This is a genomic window from Dyella marensis, from assembly GCF_049532885.1.
Classification (GTDB): Bacteria; Pseudomonadota; Gammaproteobacteria; order Xanthomonadales; family Rhodanobacteraceae; genus Dyella_D; species Dyella_D marensis.
The window spans coordinates 5206002-5223504 of record NZ_CP064029.1 but is presented as its reverse complement, the minus strand read 5'-3'; the positions used below and the strand labels follow the sequence as shown (position 1 = coordinate 5223504).

The following is a 17503-nucleotide window of genomic DNA, read 5'->3' as shown; positions in this document are numbered from 1 at the left end:
AACTCCGCTGTGATCGTGAATGCTCAAGGCCGCGACGGCCGCCGCGTGCGCGAGGCGCCGAGCTTGCGCGTCAAGGTATTGCGGCCGACGCCGAGTGCGGCCGCCGCGTTCTGGCGATGGCCACCGTGCACGGCCAGCGCGGCCTGCATCAAGGTGTGATCCATCGCATCGCGGGCGCGCGCGTGGATGTCGCTCTCGCCATCGGCCAGCGCCTGCGCGGCCCATTCGCGCAGCGCATCCGTCCAGTCGCCCAGCGCGGGCACGGCAGGCGCGCCGCCCAGATCGGCCGGCAGGATTTCCGCGCCGGGCGCGATGACCGCCAGGCGGCGGCACAGGTTTTCCAGCTCGCGCACATTGCCCGGGAAATCGCGCTGCGCCACCGCTTTCAGCGCGGCCTTGGCAAAACGCTTCGGCGGCAGCTTCAGTTCGCGCGCCGCCGCGGCGAGGAAATGCTGCGCCAGCAGCGGAATATCCGCGCGGCGCTGGCGCAGCGGCGGCAGCTCGATGCGCACCACGTCCAGGCGATGCTTGAGGTCCGCGCGGAACAGGCCCGCCGCGACGCGCGCATCCAGATCCTGATGCGTGGCCGCCACGATGCGCACGTTGCCGCGGATCAGCTCGCGCCCGCCCACGCGATAGAACTCGCCGCCGGCCAGCACGCGCAGCAGGCGCGTCTGCAGCGCCAGCGGCATGTCGCCGATCTCGTCCAGGAACAGCGTGCCGCCTTCGGCCTGTTCGAAGCGGCCGGCGTAGCGGCGCGTGGCGCCGGTGAAGGCGCCGGCTTCGTGGCCGAACAGTTCGCTTTCCAGCAGCTCGCTGGGAATCGCCGCCGTGTTGAGCGCGACGAAGGGCCGATCGCGCCGCGCGCTTTCCTCGTGCAGCGCGCGCGCCACCAGTTCCTTGCCGGTGCCGGTCTCGCCGGTGATCAGCACATTCAGTTCGCTGGCCGCGACACGGCCGATCAGGCGAAACACTTCGCGCATCGCCGGGCTTTCACCGAGCAGTGCGTGGGCGGGGACGATCGGCGCCGGAGGCGGCGCGGCGCTGACCGGTACATCGGCCAGCGCGCGCTGCACCGCGGCCACGGCCTGATCGAGGTCGAACGGTTTGGCCAGGTAGTCGGCGGCGCCCGCGCGATACGCCGCGGCCGTCGTCGCCACGTCGGTAAAGGCGCTCATCACGATCACCGGCCCGATGCCGCGCGCCTTCAGATCGTTGATCAGCGCCAGCCCGTCCTCGCCCGGCATGCGCACGTCGGTGACCAGCAGGGCCGGCCGCGCATCGCGCAAGGCGTCGCGCACCGATTCCGCATCGCCGAACTCGCGCACCGCCAGTCCCGCGTCGCGCAGCGCCTCGGCCAGCACGAAGCGCACGCCGCGGTCGTCGTCGGCGATCCAGATTTCCTCACTCATGCGTGCGCTCCAGCGGCAGGTACAGCGAAAACACCGTCTCGCCCGGCCGGCTGGCATAGCGCAGCTCGCCGCCGTGCTCGCGCGCGATCTCGCGCGCCAGGGCCAGCCCCAGGCCGCTGCCGTCGGCACGCCCGGAGACCAGCGGTTCGAACAAGGTGTCGCGCAGCGCGGCGGGCACGCCCGGGCCGTCGTCGGCCACGTCCACGCGCAGCGCGGTGCGCAGCATGCGCTCGCCCACGCGCAGGCCGTGCTCGACGCGCGTGCGCAGGGTGAGCGTGCGCGCGCCGGCTTCCACCGCATTGCGCGCCAGGTTCAGCAGCACCTGCTGCAGGCGCTCGGCGTCGCCTTTCACGTCGGGCAGGCTGGGGTCGTAGTCGTGGCGCAGCTGCGGCGGCTCGGGCTCGGCCTGCAGCAGATCCGCCAGCCATTCGAGCTGCTCGTGGATATTCACCGGGCCCAGTCGCGGCGCGCCGTCGTGATGCAGCAGGCGGTTGGCCAGCGAGGCGAGGCGGTCGGCCTCGGCGATCACCAGTCCCGCCAGCGCCTTGAGGTCCTCATCCGCCACCCGCCGCTGCAGCAGCTGCGCCGCGCCGCGCAGGCCGGCGAGCGGGTTCTTCACTTCGTGCGCAAAGCCGCGCAGCGTCGCCGACAGCGGCGACGAAGCCGGTGCGGCCGGCGCCAGCACATGCACTTCGAGCAGCAGCCCGCCGTCCACCGGCTGCAGCGCCACGTCGGCCGGCCATTCGCGCCCGCGCGCCGTGCGCAGCGCCACGCCACGCAACTGCACCGCCCGCTGTTCGGTCAGCGCGCGCCCGGCCTGGGCGAACCAGTCCGGCTCATGCAGCAGCAAACCCAGCGGCTGCCCGGCCGCGCTGCGCGGCCCGGTATCCAACCACTCCGCCAGCGCGGGATTGATCCACAGCACCCGCAGCCCCGCGTCGACCAGGGCCAGCCCGGTCGACATCGGTTCCGCCCAGGCCCGCCAGGATGCCGTGTCCATTGCACCATCATGGACAATGCCTTGGTCTGGTGCAAATGGCGGCGATGCGCTCAGGCCGAAAGGGCCTCGGCGGTGTTCATAGTCGCATAGTCGGTACCGACTAGCGGGCCATAGTTTGTGCAAGAAGGGACCTATCCAAACGCACATTGCCCCCTAAGACGGGGCAAAGCATGTACATCCATATATAAATCAAAGACATATGGCCAATTGGCTTGGCTGCCGCCGGTGAATACCGAGCCAAAGTGTGTTTATTCCAAGCGCCAAACGGTTCTGCGTCTAGTGGGGCGAACTCGGCGCAGTCCCTAGTTGCCACCCAACTGCATTCCATGGCGATTATTGCGAAAGCAGTTTCATGATTAGCAAGAGGGGCTCGGCTCTCAAAGCGGATTCCCGCGACGAGCCGGCAAATCTGACTGCACATTAGGACTCTTGAAAATCTCCGGGCCTGCCACCAAAAGAATCGGACCACACCAAGCTGGAGCGGTGTGGGCGCTCATTACGATGTCAATCGTCGTCCGGGACTCCCGGCCGCCGATCCACATTGATCCGAGCAGCTGAGCAGCAACGAGTTGGGCAGTGATGTCCACGCGAGTGATCCTCAGTGAGCAGTTTAATACCAGTGTGATTACACCAGCGGTGACAGGGCTACGCCCTGTCGAGGGTCCCTCGGGATTCCGGAAGCTGAGGGGGCTAGTATGGGCAGCCGCGGCCCTCCCCCTCAGCTAACTATGAGCAACGACCCGCTTCGAGTCAGGTCCTATCTTCATCTGGATGAGCCGCCCCGACGAAGCGTCATTGCGGCGGCCGTCGCCGACCCTGCTCAAGTTGCCAGGTGGCAGTTCTTGCCCATGATCACGCGGGTCAAGGTGACTCGTAAGATCAAACGCCAGGGCAATGTGTTCATACCGAAAGAGAAGAAGCGCCCCATTAGCTACGCCTCCCATCGTGATGCAGCGCTGTATGCGTTCTACGCTGCCGCGCTTACTAGGCAGTACGAGCATCGCTTAGAGTTACTTGGCCTTAGCGATGTCGTCACGGCATTTCGAACGGGAGATGGACGCTGCAACATCCACTTCGCCCGCGAGGCTTTTGAATGGATTGACTTGATACGTCCTTGCGTAGCACTCGCTTACGATATCAGTGGTTTTTTTGACAATCTTGACCATCGGATCCTGCGGGACAGGTGGGCCGACATCCTCGACGAACGTTCGCTACCGGCGGATCACTACGCGTTGTTTCGGTCGCTTACGCGTTATACGTGGGTATGGCAGGTCACACTTTATGCAATGTTTGGAATCAGTCCGTATGCCCCCAAGGCGTCCGGGCGGACACGCATATGCAGCGCTTTGGAATTTCGAAACAAGGTCGTCCGCGGAAACCACCTAAATAGGCACTTGCTCGACAAGGGCATTCCTCAAGGAACCCCAATCAGCGCAGTGCTGTCAAATATCTACATGCTTGACTTCGATCGCATGCTCAGCGAAAAAATCAAGGCTTGGGGCGGACTCTACCGCCGCTATTGCGATGATGTGTTATGCATCGTGCCGCCGCAGCATGCCGTCGAAGCAAAGGCCTATGTAGAAGCGCTTGTCGCTTCGATCAAGCTGGAAGTACAGCCTGAGAAGCTTGAAGAGTGTTACTTCGGCCTACCGGGGACAGTGACGAAGCCAGCCCTGCAGTATCTTGGGCTCACCTTCGATGGGCGAAAAGTTCGACTTCGGAATGGGGGCGTTGCTAAGTTCTACAGTCGTATGCGCCAAGGTGTTCGTCAGGCACACCGTGCTCGCACCAAGGCTGCGCGCATGAAAGGTGTCCCTGTTGCCTCGGTTCCAATCAAACGAGGGAAGCTCAATCGGTCCTACCTATATGTAGGACCGAGGAATTTTGTGACCTACGCAACCCGCGCCGCTGGCCTCACCCAGAGCGAGGCAATAGGCAAACAGATATCACGCCGCGCACGCGCCATTGATGAAGCTATTGGACGAGTCAGCGAAGCGGATTGATTCATGAGCGAGCGCGTATAGGGATGAGCAAGAAACGCATCAAGGGATTCCGCGAAACCATCAACAGACCGTAGTCAGTAATACTCCCAAAGCCGCCTTGTCGGGTTTTGTAAACTTGTTCCTCCATGATCCCTGGCGACGACGTCCATCTCGATCATCAATGGGGCTGCCTCAAATGCGATTCGATGAATCGCATAAGATCATCGACTATTGTTCCATATTGAAGACGCAATCCTGTGACCCGATCAGTTTCTATGTTGATTGATGGGATATTGCCGGCACGGACCGCAGCAATCGCGGCGCTATAATGTCGCCCCACTAGCAACAACGAGATCAGGTATCGACCTCTCGTCATTGGGATGCGGAGCCCATGCTGAGCAGCCGTCAGGCGGATGGCGTCGACCAATTCTCTGGAATACATGCGAATCTCCTTAGATTCGAACATCAATCATCTGGCATCCCTTCGTGCTGCGCCTCGCAGGGCCATAGCATCGACAAGTGCGTGATGACGCTTAGGTTGTTGCTCAGGGTGAGCTTGCCACCAGCGCTCAAGCTCCGAATGCAGCCCGTCCAGGCGGACCCAAGTCACTGTGGTTATAGGACCCTCCGGCTCAGGTACATCAAAACCAGCGATCACATACTGGCAAAGTGCCCGATCGTGGCCAGAGTCGTAATGGATGCACGGATGCGAGAAGCCGGCCAAAAAGTCACGCAATCGATGCGTTAGGGTGCTGTCATCCAGTGCGGCGCCGCCGCGCTCCAGTAGTGGATAGACGACAGATCGAACCCATGGCATGGGATTAGTGGGGAGCGGATCACGTTCCCCGTAAAAGCTATGTTTCTCGTCGGCAGAGACCAATGCGATCGAAACCAGTTCCGACGCGAGTACATCTGCCCACTCGCAGTCTAGGTACAGGTTCACGGCATCTCCTTCGCGCATGCGCCATGCGCTGATCGTACTAGCCTAAGTCGTAGAACAGCTCTGCATAGTATTCGCCCATGCCGAGCGGTACCTGTTTCAAAGTTTCTCTGACGGCATCAGGAATCCATTGAAGCATTCGCATGACTTCGTCGTCGCTGTCTTCAGTAATTGGCGATGACTTAATGGCGGGATAGAAGTCCTCTTCGATCTTGCTTCTGAGGGTCTTCTCCGCATCTGCCTTGCTGCCCGCCACAGCAACACATACCCGCACGCCTTCCCCTGACGCGTGCCAGACCAGATAACTGATGTGCCAGCCGCTTCCAAGAAATCTTGGCGAAGTGAACTCATTTGCCATGACGAGTGTCCCGAATGTCGCGCATGGAGACCACGGCTTCGCCTCATGCGTCGACGAATTACCTGGTGCACGCATAGTTACGGTTGCCGCTCTCTGAATCGCCATAAGCATTCTACGCCGATGAATCGCACACCATTTCGCTAACGCGAAAAGAGATCCACGAAGTGGCCCTTCATGTCGCTTCATCGCACGTGCATGGCCATACCGAAGCATGGCTTTCTGCCATCGAAAAATACGGATTTGTGAGAATTGTTGGATGACAAAAAGTTGACCAATAGACGTCCAAACGCACCTTGCAATAGTCCGGACGAAGTGGTCTATTTCCAAGCATCCACTGTTTTGTCGAAGGATCAGGTGATCCTATGCAAGAGCAGTACGAGCTATTCCGTCGAGAGTTGTATGACGAGTTCGGACCTTATGTCCCGCTCTCTCGCGTTTGGCGGAAGCTCTCTTATCCAAGCCTAGACGCCGCACGCAAAGCTGCTTCACGTGGCTTGCTGCCGATTCCTTGTGTCTCCTTGCCGGGGCGCCGCGGGACATTTCTGCTAAGCCTTGATGTGGCGGCGTGGCTTTCGGATGCAGTTCAACGCGCCGAGCGGCCCGCATTGGTCAAAAGCGGGCACTTACCATGAAAGGCTTGAGGCGCTCCTTCGCCGAAGCTGGCTCGCGTCCACCAAAGCGAAGTGACGGTGGGTTCGGACAGCGAGCGATTGCGTATATCCGCCTGGATCAGCGGCGCCTGAACGGCAGTGGGCGGCGATCGATGCAACAAGCAAGGCCGCACAGCCGATGAAACAAAGCCGCTGCTCGCGAGGGCGGCGGCTTTAACGTTTTTTAGGCAGAGAAGCAGTCAGTGCTTCAGGAGGGCAGACAAAAACCACGTAGGTCAATCAGCGGGAAACTAAAAAGCCTACCGAGTTTGCGGCTCGCGTAGGCTTTAGTAGGTGCATGACTGGCTGGTCAGCACCTCTAGGTTCCTGCGCCCCATATCAAAAGTCAATAGGCCTTTGTAGAGGCCTAGATGGCTGCGCTCGACCTCACGGCGTCTCTATAGGTCGCCGGCAGGGAAGTGCGCACCTAGAGGAGAAAAAGCATGGCAACAAGCACGCTACAAATCAAACGCCCTGTAGTCGACGAACAGCGACTTGGTGGGCTCAGCGAATGTGAGCGGCATGAGACTTATGGCTGCGCTGGACACAGTCCTTTCCAAATTACGCAGCTGGAATGGATGGTCGCTGATAGTGGCACGCGAGACGTAGGCAAAGGTGCGCTTCGGAACGTCAAGGTCCAATTCGCTTCGGCCAAGTGCGGTGCTATCAGGACACTTGAGAGCCACACCTGTGAACGCCTGTTCGCATACGAGATCGAACTCGACGATGCGGTGAAAGGCTATTACGCGCAGGTTCCTTGCCGACGCATCCTGCGGACTAATGAGGGTGGTACAAAGCACGTTTCCAACGCAACTCTCGATTTCCTCGTCTTTTACCAAGACAGAATCGAGCTAGTTGAGTGTAAGACGGAGGACTGGCTCGCAGACAATCAACGTCATGGCGAGTGGGAGAAGCTCGAAAGCGGTTGGACATGCAGGCCTTATGAGCGGTGGGCTAACGAAAGAGGCTTCTCTTTTCGGGTGTGGACGCCACCCGACCCACTGGCGAATTACCTGCGCAATCTGGAGGCGATGTACGCGGCCAAAAGATTACCGTTAGAGCCATATGAGCTACGAATTGCCGAACGATCGCTAGCTCTTCTGGCGACGAGACCTTACTCCCTCGAAGAACTCGCCGATGCGGTCCCGGGGTTTCGGGAGCGCATCGCCTTAGTTCTTCTGGCAAACCATCGTTGTTATGGCCCAGTTACAAGCACACCGGTCACCTTACCTCAACACTTCTACTTGTACTCCACGTGTGAGCAGGCGAGGCAAGCGGATGTCTTGGCTTTTCAAGCGCTAGTTCAGGCAACGAGCCAACCTGTTGTCCAGGATGCCATCGGGCGTGCGACCACGACGGATTACAACGCTGCGCGGGAGCGGCTAGCACGGCTTGAGCGTATTGAGTATGGAGTCGAGAAACCTACCGTACGCATGAGGCAGCTCGCTTCCGACGTCAAGAAGGCCGTATCGGAGGGCCGGTCGCCCCTGTCGGCTTGTCTGACGAACTACGCAAAGAGTGGCAATCGCCACGAACGCCTGGACGCCACCCAACAGCAATGCCTCGAATGGGTCATCCGTGTGCAGTGGAATCGCGGAAAGGTCAGAACCCGGAAAAACTTGTGGTTTGAATTGGAGAAGGTTTGCAACCTCCACGGTGCTGTCACGCCATCCATAGAAACGCTATACCGATACGTACGACAAGAAGACGCAACCAAGCGAGCGCTTGCTGTAGGCGGCATGCGTGCCTATCAAGCCGCTCGACCCATCTCCGATCCCACTAAGCGATCAGGCAAAGCCATTGGCTTCGGCCATACGCTGCACATCGACTCATCGCAATTCGACAACCGATGCGAACCATGCGTTGAGATTGATTTTTGTGGAGATAAGCCGTGGTTCTATATCGGCATCGACGAAGCGTCGGACTTGCCCCGTCCTGAAACCGCCCCCACCGGCTGATGTCGTAAACAAGAACGGCCCCGAAATCCAGAGACCCAGACTCGACATCGTGGATAAGCCGTTTGAGGGCGTCCCTGCCTTCAAGACTTAGCCCGCTCTTGCCCTCGTCCGCATAGGTACGAACGATGTCCATCCCGTGCTGGGAGGCGTATTTCGCAATGGCGGCCTGTTGATTCTCAGTGGAGTAGCGCTGGTGGTCGGTGGACATGCGCACGTACTGGGCAGCCCTGAGGGGCAGCCCAAGACCACCTTGTGACGACGTTTCCGCCTTCCAGCCCACTGCCGCACCCATCCCCACGGCCCTGAGGCTTGGGATGATTAGGCAAAATATTGGAGTTTGTCAAGAAAATCCAACATTTGTGATTTCGGCTACCTGGCCTCGCCTACGCATCCGCAGTCGGCTCAACCATGACGTCCATCAGCCGCAACAGGGCGCTTCGCTGGCCATGGGAAAGCGCCTGAAACCGAGTAATCAGGCGAACTTCGTCGGCTAGAGGCGGCCCTGGGAGATCGGACGCCACCAATTCCCAAGGGTGGCATTTCAGCGGTTCGGCAAGTCGCAGAAGCCAATCCACTGTAAGGCGGCGCTTTCCAGTCTCCAGGAGACTAACCTGCTGATTTGTGGTGCCTGCTTCGATAGCGAGGGCCTCAAGTGATATCCCTCGGGCTTCACGCATGACTCGGATCCGGTTTTCCACGCAGATAGCAGCCTTCGATGGCGGGGTTGCCCCAAGTTTGCACGGCAGTCGTGCCGATCGCTTCCCAAATAGGAAGTCTAGAAAAATTATCCCCCCAAAATACCCCCACCCGATGCACTCCGGCTGGCTCGGCGTGTGGTGCGAAGTTTCGCGGATGAAGGCTTCGAATCGATCAATCGTCAACGGCGACAGTGCCTTCGCGAAACAACATCCGGGCCTTATCGGCTCGGCACGAAGGTATCAACGACCTCTGAGACGGGCGCGTCTACGCTATAGGCATGGCGTTCGGCGATGCCTTCAGCGGCATCTCGGATCCAGAGCCCACAAGACCAAAGAAGCCTGATCGGCCGACCTGACCTACTTGGGCAAAGGTAACTGCCGGAGCGAAAGATGATGGGTGAATTCATGGCGCCGCTCGAGCGTGGGCGGCGTGATCGCTTCAGATAAAGACCTCAAAACTATAAGATTACGAGGGGGATACGCCGCAGCCCTGTCAAGTTCCCGGGGTCGTGATCGAGGGTCTCGGAATAGGAAGTCGCACAGGGGATGGCAACGGATGACCAAGTCGGAAGCATTAACACGGTCAGAACTGATTGACCAAAAGCTGGCTTGGTCCGGCTGGAACGTCAAAGACCCTACCCAGGTCGTGGAAGAGTTCGGCATCTTGACTGGCCTGCCCGACGGAGTGGCTGAACCTCGTTCCCGCTATGAAGGCCATCAATTCAGCGATTACGTTTTGCTGGGCAAAGATGGCAAGCCGCTTGCGGTTATTGAAGCTAAGCGGACAAGCAAAGACGCTGCGATCGGTCGCGAACAGGCCAAGCAGTACTGCTACAACATCCAGAAGCAACTGGGTGGCGAGCTGCCTTTCTGCTTTTACACCAATGGCCACGAAACCTACTTCTGGGACCTGGAGAACTATCCTCCCCGCAAGGTCGTTGGTTTCCCCACACGCGATGACTTTGAACGCTTTGCCTACATCCGGCGCAATGGCAAACCGCTAACCCAGGAGTTCATCAATACATCCATTGCTGGTCGGGACTACCAAATCCGGGCCATCCGCTCGGTGCTTGAAGGCATCGAGCAGAAACAGCGTACCTTCCTGCTGGTTATGGCCACAGGCACTGGCAAGACCCGTACCTGCATTGCCTTGGTCGACGCACTGATGCGCGCAGGTCATGCGGAGAAAGTGCTGTTTCTGGTGGATCGCATTGCCTTGCGCGAACAGGCTCTCGGGGCGTTCAAGGAGCACCTGCCCAACGAGCCGCGTTGGCCCACAACCGGCGAGAAGGTGTTGGCCAAGGATCGCCGAATCTACGTCGCCACCTATCCCACAATGCTCAACATCATCCGGGATGAAGCGCAAAATCTGTCACCGCACTTCTTCGACTTCATCGTGGTCGATGAAAGCCACCGATCGATCTATAACACCTACGGCGAAGTCCTTGGCTATTTCAGAACCCTTACTCTCGGTTTGACGGCGACGCCGACCGACATCATCGACCACAACACTTTCCAGCTGTTCCACTGCGAAGACGGTTTGCCAACGTTTGCCTACACTTTCGAGGAGGCCGTGAACCACGTGCCACCCTACCTCTGCAACTTCCAGGTCATGAAGATCCAGACCAAGTTTCAGATGGAAGGCATCAGCAAACGTACCATCTCTCTTGAGGATCAGCGAAAGCTGATTCTTCAGGGTAAGGAGATTGAAGAAATTAACTTCGAAGGCAGTCAGCTCGAAAAGCAGGTCATCAATAAGGGCACCAACACCCTCATCGTCAAGGAATTCATGGAGGAATCCATCAAGGATTCCAATGGCGTGCTGCCTGGCAAGACCATCTTCTTCTGTGCGACCAAGGCGCATGCCCGGCGTATCGAGGAGATCTTTGACAAGCTCTACCCGCAATACAAGGGTGACTTGGCCAAAGTGCTGGTGTCTGATGACCCGCGTGTCTATGGCAAAGGTGGGCTGTTGGACCAGTTCACCAACAACGACATGCCTCGTGTGGCAATCAGCGTGGACATGCTCGATACGGGCATCGACGTGCGTGAGCTGGTCAACTTAGTCTTCGCCAAGCCGGTGTATTCCTACACTAAGTTCTGGCAGATGATCGGGCGCGGCACGCGCTTGCTGGAAACCAGCAAGCCCAAACCATGGTGCCTCGGGAAGGACGTCTTCCTGATCATCGATTGCTGGGACAACTTCGAATACTTCAAGCTGCAACCCAAAGGCAAAGAGATCAAGCCACAACTGCCTTTGCCGATACGTTTGGTGAGTTTGCGCCTGGACAAGATCGAAAAGGCTAATGACAGCAGTCTCGCTGATATCGCAGCGCGCGAAGTAAACAAGCTGCGCCGCCAGATCGCCGATCTGCCGCAAAGCTCGGTAGTCATCAAGGAGGCCGCCGCTTCGCTGGCAATACTGGACGAAGAGAACTTCTGGATCAGGCTGACCCACGAGAAGATCGAGTTCCTACGCGCCGAAATCAAACCTCTCTTTCGCACCGTGTCGGAAGCCGATTTCAAGGCGATGCGCTTTGAACGTGATGTACTCGAATACACTCTGGCCGCATTGAATGACGACCAGGAACAGGCCGATACGCTCAAGGAAGGCATCATCGAACAAATCGGCGCGCTGCCGCTCTCAGTAAATTTCGTCAAGCAGCACGAAGCGTTGATCCGGGCTGCGCAGTCCGCTTATTTTTGGGCAATGGCCAACGAAGACAGCTGCGACCAACTTGTCGCCGAGCTGGGCCCACTGATGAAGTTCCGCGAGCAGAACTCGGGTCAGGAGCAAACTCATCTCGATCTTGCCGACGAGCTGCACAAAAAGGAGTGGGTGGAATTTGGGCCGCAGCACGAGTCCGTCAGCATAAATCGCTACCGCGAGATGGTCGAAGCGCTGATTGCCGAGCTGACCGAACACAATCCTGTACTGCACAAAATCAAGAACGGCGAGCCAGTCACCTCAGACGAAGCTGCCCAACTGGCTGAATTGCTCCACGAAGAGCATCCGTACATTACCGAAACCTTGCTGCGTCAGGTCTACAAGAATCGGAAGGCCAACTTCATCCAGTTCATTCGCCACATTCTCGGCATTGAAGTGCTGAAGAGCTTCCCTGACGAGGTGAATGCAGCGTTTGACCAATTCATCCGCGCACACACTACCTTGTCGAGCCGGCAAATGGAATTCCTTAACTTGTTGAAGAACTTCATCATTGAGCGCGAGCGAGTCGAGAAGAAGGACCTGATCAACACCCCTTTCACGGTCATTCATCCGCAGGGCATTCGTGGCGTATTCGGCCCGGCCGAAATCAACGAGATCCTGCAGCTCACTGAACATTTGGCCGCATAACAGACAGGCAAGCCCATGCTGCAAAACAACCCCGAACTCAGAGGCAAGATCGGCCAGCTCTGGAATAAATTCTGGAGCGGTGGCATCAGTAACCCGCTCACCGCCATCGAACAGATAACCTACTTGCTGTTCATGAAGCGGCTCGACGAACTTGATCTGAAACGTCAGTCCGATGCGGAATTCACAGGTGAGAAATACACTTCCAAGTTTGAGGGCGTCTGGGTTCCGCCCGAGTATCGAACCAAGCTCACCGGCAATGAAACCAAGCTGGAGCTCATCGACATCAGGGCTCAGGATGCGAGCAAGTATGGCGTTGAAAAGCGCACCCTGCGCTGGGGCGAGTTCGAGCGCATGCAAGCCGAGGAGATGCTGCAGCACGTTCAGAGCAAGGTGTTCCCCTTCCTCAAAGACCTGAACGGCGCCGAGTCCAACTTCACCCACCACATGAAGAACGCCGTCTTCATCATCCCAAAGCCGGCTTTGTTGGTGGAGGCGGTGAAGACCATCGATGAAATCTTCGAGATCATGGAGAAGGATTCCCAAGATCACGGTCAGGCCTTCCAGGACATCCAGGGCGATGTCTATGAAATGCTGTTATCCGAAATCGCCACTGCCGGTAAGAACGGTCAATTCCGCACCCCGCGCCACATCATCAAATTGATGGCCGACTTGGTGCGGCCGCAGCTGGGACACAGGATTGCCGACCCAGCCTGCGGTTCGGGTGGCTTTCTGCTTGGCGCCTACCAATATATCGTCACTCAGCTGGCCATCAAGGCCGGTAGCACGAACCTCATGGCGGATGAAGACGGTTTTGTACGCACCTCGGTAGCTGCTGCGCTCACCGATAAAGCGCAAGCCATTCTGGCCAGCTCGCTATGGGGCTATGACATCGACGCCACCATGGTGCGCCTGGGGCTGATGAACCTGATGATGCACGGCATCGACGAGCCGCACATCGACTACAAAGACACTCTCAGCAAGAGCTACTTGGAAGAGGCCGAGTACGACGTCGTCATGGCCAATCCGCCGTTTACAGGCAGTATTGACAAGGGGGATCTCAACGAAAATTTGAGTCTCAGCGGCACCACCAAGACCGAGTTGCTCTTTGTCGAGAATATTTATCGATTGTTGAAGAAGGGTGGTACCGGCTGCGTGATCGTGCCGCAGGGAGTGCTGTTTGGATCCGGAGGTGCATTCAAGATTCTGCGGCAGCGATTGGTCGAACGCTGTGACCTCAAGGCCGTCATTACTCTGCCCAGTGGTGTGTTCAAGCCCTACGCGGGTGTTAGCACTGCCATCCTTCTATTCACCAAAGTTTGGGGCCCGAAGGACAAGGTGGCTCAGCCTGCCACAGAGCAGGTGTGGTTCTACGAGATGGCCGCTGACGGCTATAGCTTGGACGATAAGAGGAAGAAAGATCAGGCGAATCCATTCGGTGATCTGCAAGACATTATTACCAAGTACCACGATCGCAATGCTGCCACCGACACAGATCGCCAAGCACAGCACTTCATGGTGCCACGTGCTGAGCTAGAGGCAGAGGGCTACGATCTGTCGCCGTCCCGCTACAAAACGGACGTGTTCGAAGAGGTGAGCTACGACGCCCCCAGCGTCATTCTGGATCGGCTGATTCTGGCTGAGGTAGGTGATCTGGGCGAGGCGGATCTAGCTAAGGTGCCCGGCGGCATCGTGCGCGAATTGCTGCATCTGAAGGGGCTGGTTGGATGAACTGGTTTTCCAAGCCCCTTAGCGAAATACTGGAACAGTCCGGCCAACACCGTGCAGGCGATAAAGATCTTCCTGTGCTTTCGATCACGATGAAACAGGGATTGGTTGATCAATCGGACAAGTTTAAGAAGCGAGTTGCTAGTGCAGACACATCGAGTTACAGAGTCGCTTACAAGAATGAGCTGGTGGTTGGTTTCCCAATCGATGAGGGTGTCCTGGGCTTTCAGACGAAATACCCTGCGGGAATAGTCAGTCCGGCATACGCCATATGGAAGTTGAAGTCCGGGGTTCAGTGCCACATCCCGTACCTTGAACGCTATCTGCGCTCCTCGGAAGCAAGACGCCTTTACGCTAGGCGTATGCAGGGCGCCGTGGCGCGCAGACGAAGTTTGACGAAAGGAGATTTTCTTGAACTAGAGATTCCTTTTCCCGTCATCGACGACCAAATCCGTATTGATCTTCTACTCGGCAAATTGGAGCGACTAATCTCTGAACGGACACAACATCTTCAACAACTCGATGACTTAATCAAGAGCATATTTCTGGAGATGTTTGGGGATCCGGTGCGAAATGAGCGCGGATGGGATAAGCCAGAGCTAAAGAGGTTCGGGAAAGTGTCAACGGGCAATACGCCCCCCAGAAATGATTCAGCGAATTACAACGAAAATTTCATCGAGTGGATCAAGACGGACAACATCAACAGCGATGCTATGTTCGTCACGGCATCAGTCGAGCATCTGTCCGAGACAGGGTCAAGGCGCGCGCGAACTGTTTCAAGTGGCGCGTTGTTGGTTGCCTGCATCGCGGGTAGTGTGGAGTCCATCGGCCGTGCAGCGTTGGCCGACAGAGCGGTGTCCTTTAACCAGCAGATCAACGCCATACAGCCCGCAGACGATGTCAATCCACTCTACCTATATGGCCTGTTCAAGTTATCGCGACCATACATCCAAAGCTACGCAACAAAGGGTATGAAAAAGATCCTGACGAAGGGTGACTTTGAGCAGATCACGATGATTAAGCCTCCCATCGAGTTGCAAGACCTCTTCGCAACGATCGTCGAAAAAGTCGAAGGACTCAAGCTCAAATACCGGCAAAGCTTCACCGACTTGCAGGCACTTTATGGTGCCTTGAGCCAACAGGCGTTCAAAGGCGAGCTTGACCTATCCCGCATACCTCTGCTTGCCATGCCCATCGAAGGAGAAAACGCAGTGACGACCGTTTCTGTGCCAGAGCCGACTGCCGCTTCGGTAATCGATCTTCCTGATACAGATTTGTTGCTGGCAGCATTGGAAAGTCGCAGTAGTCTCAAGCAGTTGCTGCATGAATGGTTAGAGTTCTATTGCGGTCAGCTGGATACTGCGACCTTTTCAATAGAAGACTTCGTGAATGCTGTACAAGACAAAGCGGCTGAGATGTTCCCAGACAAGGACCTCGAGCTGGGCCAAGAAGCTTACGAACATATCAAGAGCTGGGTGTTTGATGCGCTGGCCGATGGTCGTCTCAGGCAATCTCGTGACATCACCGGGCAGGAAGAAAGTGGGAAGCCAGTTTTCGGTAACCTCATCGAGATCCGGCAGGGAGCCGAGCTTTGAAGCTGTTGCGCCTCAAGATCACTGATGCGGAAGGCTTCCGTAGCCTCCCACCTGGTTTTGAGCATGTCTTCCGTACGGAATGGACGCTACAGGATGAGGCGATCGAAGCGGAAGGTTTCGCTCCCTTTGTTTGCGCGGGCCCTAATGGCAGCGGCAAGTCGAACTTGCTTGAGGCTTTGGCGGCAATTTTTTTTCAACTGGAAGTGCAGCGCGTGAGCCGGAGCTTCTTGCCTGAGGCGCTGTCGACCGAGGACCAAGATGGCGCACCGGCGGCTTATGAGCTGGAATACCTGATGAGGCTTCCGCGGGATACGTTGCCTTACGGCGAGCGCTATGCCCACGTACGCGTAATAAAGGAGCCAGGAAAAACCCCGCGGATGTTTTGGCTCAATCCCGAGAACTTTGCCTCTTTTAGCGGGAACCTAGCTGTTGATGGTCTTTGCGGCGAATATGAGCGCGACTTCTTGCTGCCGACTTACGTACTGGGATACTCGTCTGGCGAAAACGAGATTCTAAGTCTGCCATTCTTCAAGATGCGCTTCGTACAGTTTGATGAATACTGGCGCTGCTTGAAGGACCAGATGCCATACCCCGGTCGTCCTGACTCGCGTCTGGCATATCTCGACAATGGCTTCAGCCAAGCAATCCTGCTTTGCAGTCTCCTATTCGAGGATGAACCGTTTCGCCAAGATGTAGGTATCGAGACACTTCAGCAGTTTCGCATCGTCCTCCAGCGCAGTATTCCCCTTCAACCGGAACAACTCGCTGCCTTCGCTAGTAAAGACGAGAGCGAGACCCAATCGTTGGACGAGATCGTCCGAAGCAACCCAGCCATTCGCTTGGAGTCTGACGAGACTGGCGGTACTAGGTATCGCGTGAATCTAATGCAGCTGCTGGAGGGGGATGAAAGGTCATCGCTAGTTGTGAGTGCTCTCAAGCGTTGCGCGACACTGAGCTATCTGGACCAAACCACCGACACGCTGATACTCGACTATTGGGTGAATGAAGCAACCCGCGAGGCATTCCGCGAGAACTTCGATTACGCGTTCTATCAGTCACCTTTGGCGCTGTTCCATGCCTTTCAGGTTTTGCTGACCTTAAACCTGTACGCGGTAAGCGACGCGCTCAAGGACGATCTTTACAAGTCTAAGAGCCACTACGTGACGGAAACGGTGCCGACGCTGGCCTCGGATCAGCGCATCATGCGCTTCAAGAATTTCTACTTTACTAAGCGCGGCGTGGAACGACCCATGCTTCTCAAGGAGCTATCAGACGGAGAACACCAGCTGCTACATAGCCTTGGACTATGTCTACTGTTTCGTCACACCAACGCGCTGTTCTTGCTCGATGAACCAGAGACACATTTCAACCCTGACTGGCGCTCCAACTTCATTAGCCAGTTGCGAAATTGTCTCTATCACGAGCCCCACGAGAATATCGGTCAGGAAATGCTGATCACTACCCATGCGCCGTTCCTGATCTCAGACAGTAAGCCAGACAAGGTACTGATCTTCAAGAAGGACGAGGCCGGGGGCACCGTAAGTGTGTGCTCACCTGGATACAACACCCTGGGCGCGTCGATCAACAAGATAACCATGAACACGTTTGGCAAACGCGAAACAATCGGCGCCTATGCGAAGGAAGTTCTGGACCAGGTGCGCGCCCGTTTTAATGCTGGCAATGAAGATCCTTCCTTACTGATCGACGAACTCAACCGGGAGCTCGGTGACTCCGTCGAGAAAATTCTGCTGATCAAGGCGATCTTGGACAAAGCCGAAGGCGAAGCGACGGGGGTTCAGGTCTGATGATCTTTCCGTACACCTACGTGTC

Annotated in this window: 11 protein-coding genes and 1 pseudogene; 6 read left to right on the top strand and 6 right to left on the bottom strand. The window is 57.2% G+C overall.

Annotation, left to right across the window (positions count from 1 at the left end; all coding sequences use genetic code 11):
* Window positions 1-23: 23 nt before the first annotated feature.
* Window positions 24-1412: a nitrogen regulation protein NR(I) gene (gene ntrC, locus ISN75_RS22865; RefSeq protein WP_167252795.1), complete on the bottom strand. Its 1389-nt coding sequence runs from the start codon at window positions 1410-1412 to the stop codon at window positions 24-26.
* Window positions 1405-2412, bottom strand: a complete 1008-nt coding sequence (locus ISN75_RS22860; RefSeq protein ID WP_167252796.1) for a two-component system sensor histidine kinase NtrB — start codon at window positions 2410-2412, stop codon at window positions 1405-1407. Before ISN75_RS22860 ends, ntrC begins: the two co-directional genes overlap by 8 nt.
* A gap of 695 nt (window positions 2413-3107) precedes the next feature.
* Here ISN75_RS22860 and drt2 point away from each other — a divergent pair.
* On the top strand, window positions 3108-4415 hold the full coding sequence (drt2, locus tag ISN75_RS22855; protein WP_423385111.1) for an antiviral reverse transcriptase Drt2: 1308 nt from the start codon (window positions 3108-3110) through the stop codon (window positions 4413-4415).
* Between the two features lie 448 nt (window positions 4416-4863).
* Here the strand turns inward: drt2 and ISN75_RS22850 are convergent, their stop codons facing one another.
* Together ISN75_RS22850 and ISN75_RS22845 are read right to left on the bottom strand one after the other, a co-directional pair.
* Entirely contained in the window at window positions 4864-5337 is a 474-nt protein-coding gene (locus ISN75_RS22850; RefSeq protein ID WP_343820350.1) for a hypothetical protein, read from the bottom strand.
* Between the two features lie 37 nt (window positions 5338-5374).
* Complete coding sequence (locus ISN75_RS22845; protein WP_343820351.1) at window positions 5375-5692, bottom strand: hypothetical protein; 318 nt, start codon at window positions 5690-5692, stop codon at window positions 5375-5377.
* Between the two features lie 1093 nt (window positions 5693-6785).
* Here ISN75_RS22845 and ISN75_RS22840 point away from each other — a divergent pair.
* Window positions 6786-8300, top strand: a complete 1515-nt coding sequence (locus ISN75_RS22840; RefSeq protein ID WP_343820447.1) for a hypothetical protein — start codon at window positions 6786-6788, stop codon at window positions 8298-8300.
* 7 nt (window positions 8301-8307) lie between these two features.
* Here ISN75_RS22840 and ISN75_RS22835 read toward each other — a convergent pair.
* Window positions 8308-8508: pseudogene (locus ISN75_RS22835) on the bottom strand (recombinase family protein); the annotation flags it as partial.
* Window positions 8509-8683: 175 nt separating this feature from the next.
* Window positions 8684-8977, bottom strand: a complete 294-nt coding sequence (locus ISN75_RS22830; RefSeq protein WP_423385110.1) for a helix-turn-helix domain-containing protein — start codon at window positions 8975-8977, stop codon at window positions 8684-8686.
* 577 nt (window positions 8978-9554) lie between these two features.
* On the opposite strand from ISN75_RS22830, the gene ISN75_RS22825 reads away from it, so the two are divergent.
* From ISN75_RS22825 to ISN75_RS22810, 4 genes are read left to right on the top strand one after another with little or no spacing between them, the layout of a single operon-like run.
* On the top strand, window positions 9555-12353 hold the full coding sequence (locus tag ISN75_RS22825) for a DEAD/DEAH box helicase family protein (RefSeq protein ID WP_343820352.1): 2799 nt from the start codon (window positions 9555-9557) through the stop codon (window positions 12351-12353).
* A 15-nt stretch (window positions 12354-12368) separates the two neighbouring features.
* Window positions 12369-14081 carry a type I restriction-modification system subunit M gene (locus ISN75_RS22820; protein ID WP_343820353.1) on the top strand — a complete coding sequence of 571 codons (1713 nt, stop codon included), beginning with the start codon at window positions 12369-12371 and terminating at the stop codon, window positions 14079-14081.
* Window positions 14078-15673 (top strand): restriction endonuclease subunit S, encoded by a 1596-nt coding sequence (locus tag ISN75_RS22815; protein WP_343820355.1) that lies wholly within the window; start codon window positions 14078-14080, stop codon window positions 15671-15673. Before ISN75_RS22820 ends, ISN75_RS22815 begins: the two co-directional genes overlap by 4 nt.
* The gene (locus ISN75_RS22810) at window positions 15670-17478 is read left to right on the top strand and encodes a restriction system-associated AAA family ATPase (protein WP_343820357.1); all 1809 of its coding nucleotides are present in this window, start codon (window positions 15670-15672) and stop codon (window positions 17476-17478) included. Before ISN75_RS22815 ends, ISN75_RS22810 begins: the two co-directional genes overlap by 4 nt.
* Window positions 17479-17503 lie beyond the last annotated feature (25 nt).

What these genes read in the sequence shown, in the direction of transcription:
- ntrC (WP_167252795.1), bottom strand. Translation starts at nt 1,412, where the DNA reads ATGAGTGAGGAAATCTGGATCGCCGACGACGACCGCGGCGTGCGCTTC.
- ISN75_RS22860 (WP_167252796.1), bottom strand. Translation starts at nt 2,412, where the DNA reads ATGGACACGGCATCCTGGCGGGCCTGGGCGGAACCGATGTCGACCGGG.
- drt2 (WP_423385111.1), top strand. Translation starts at nt 3,108, where the DNA reads ATGGGCAGCCGCGGCCCTCCCCCTCAGCTAACTATGAGCAACGACCCG.
- ISN75_RS22845 (WP_343820351.1), bottom strand. Translation starts at nt 5,692, where the DNA reads ATGGCAAATGAGTTCACTTCGCCAAGATTTCTTGGAAGCGGCTGGCAC.
- ISN75_RS22840 (WP_343820447.1), top strand. Translation starts at nt 6,786, where the DNA reads ATGGCAACAAGCACGCTACAAATCAAACGCCCTGTAGTCGACGAACAG.
- ISN75_RS22830 (WP_423385110.1), bottom strand. Translation starts at nt 8,977, where the DNA reads ATGCGTGAAGCCCGAGGGATATCACTTGAGGCCCTCGCTATCGAAGCA.
- ISN75_RS22825 (WP_343820352.1), top strand. Translation starts at nt 9,555, where the DNA reads ATGACCAAGTCGGAAGCATTAACACGGTCAGAACTGATTGACCAAAAG.
- ISN75_RS22820 (WP_343820353.1), top strand. Translation starts at nt 12,369, where the DNA reads ATGCTGCAAAACAACCCCGAACTCAGAGGCAAGATCGGCCAGCTCTGG.
- ISN75_RS22815 (WP_343820355.1), top strand. Translation starts at nt 14,078, where the DNA reads ATGAACTGGTTTTCCAAGCCCCTTAGCGAAATACTGGAACAGTCCGGC.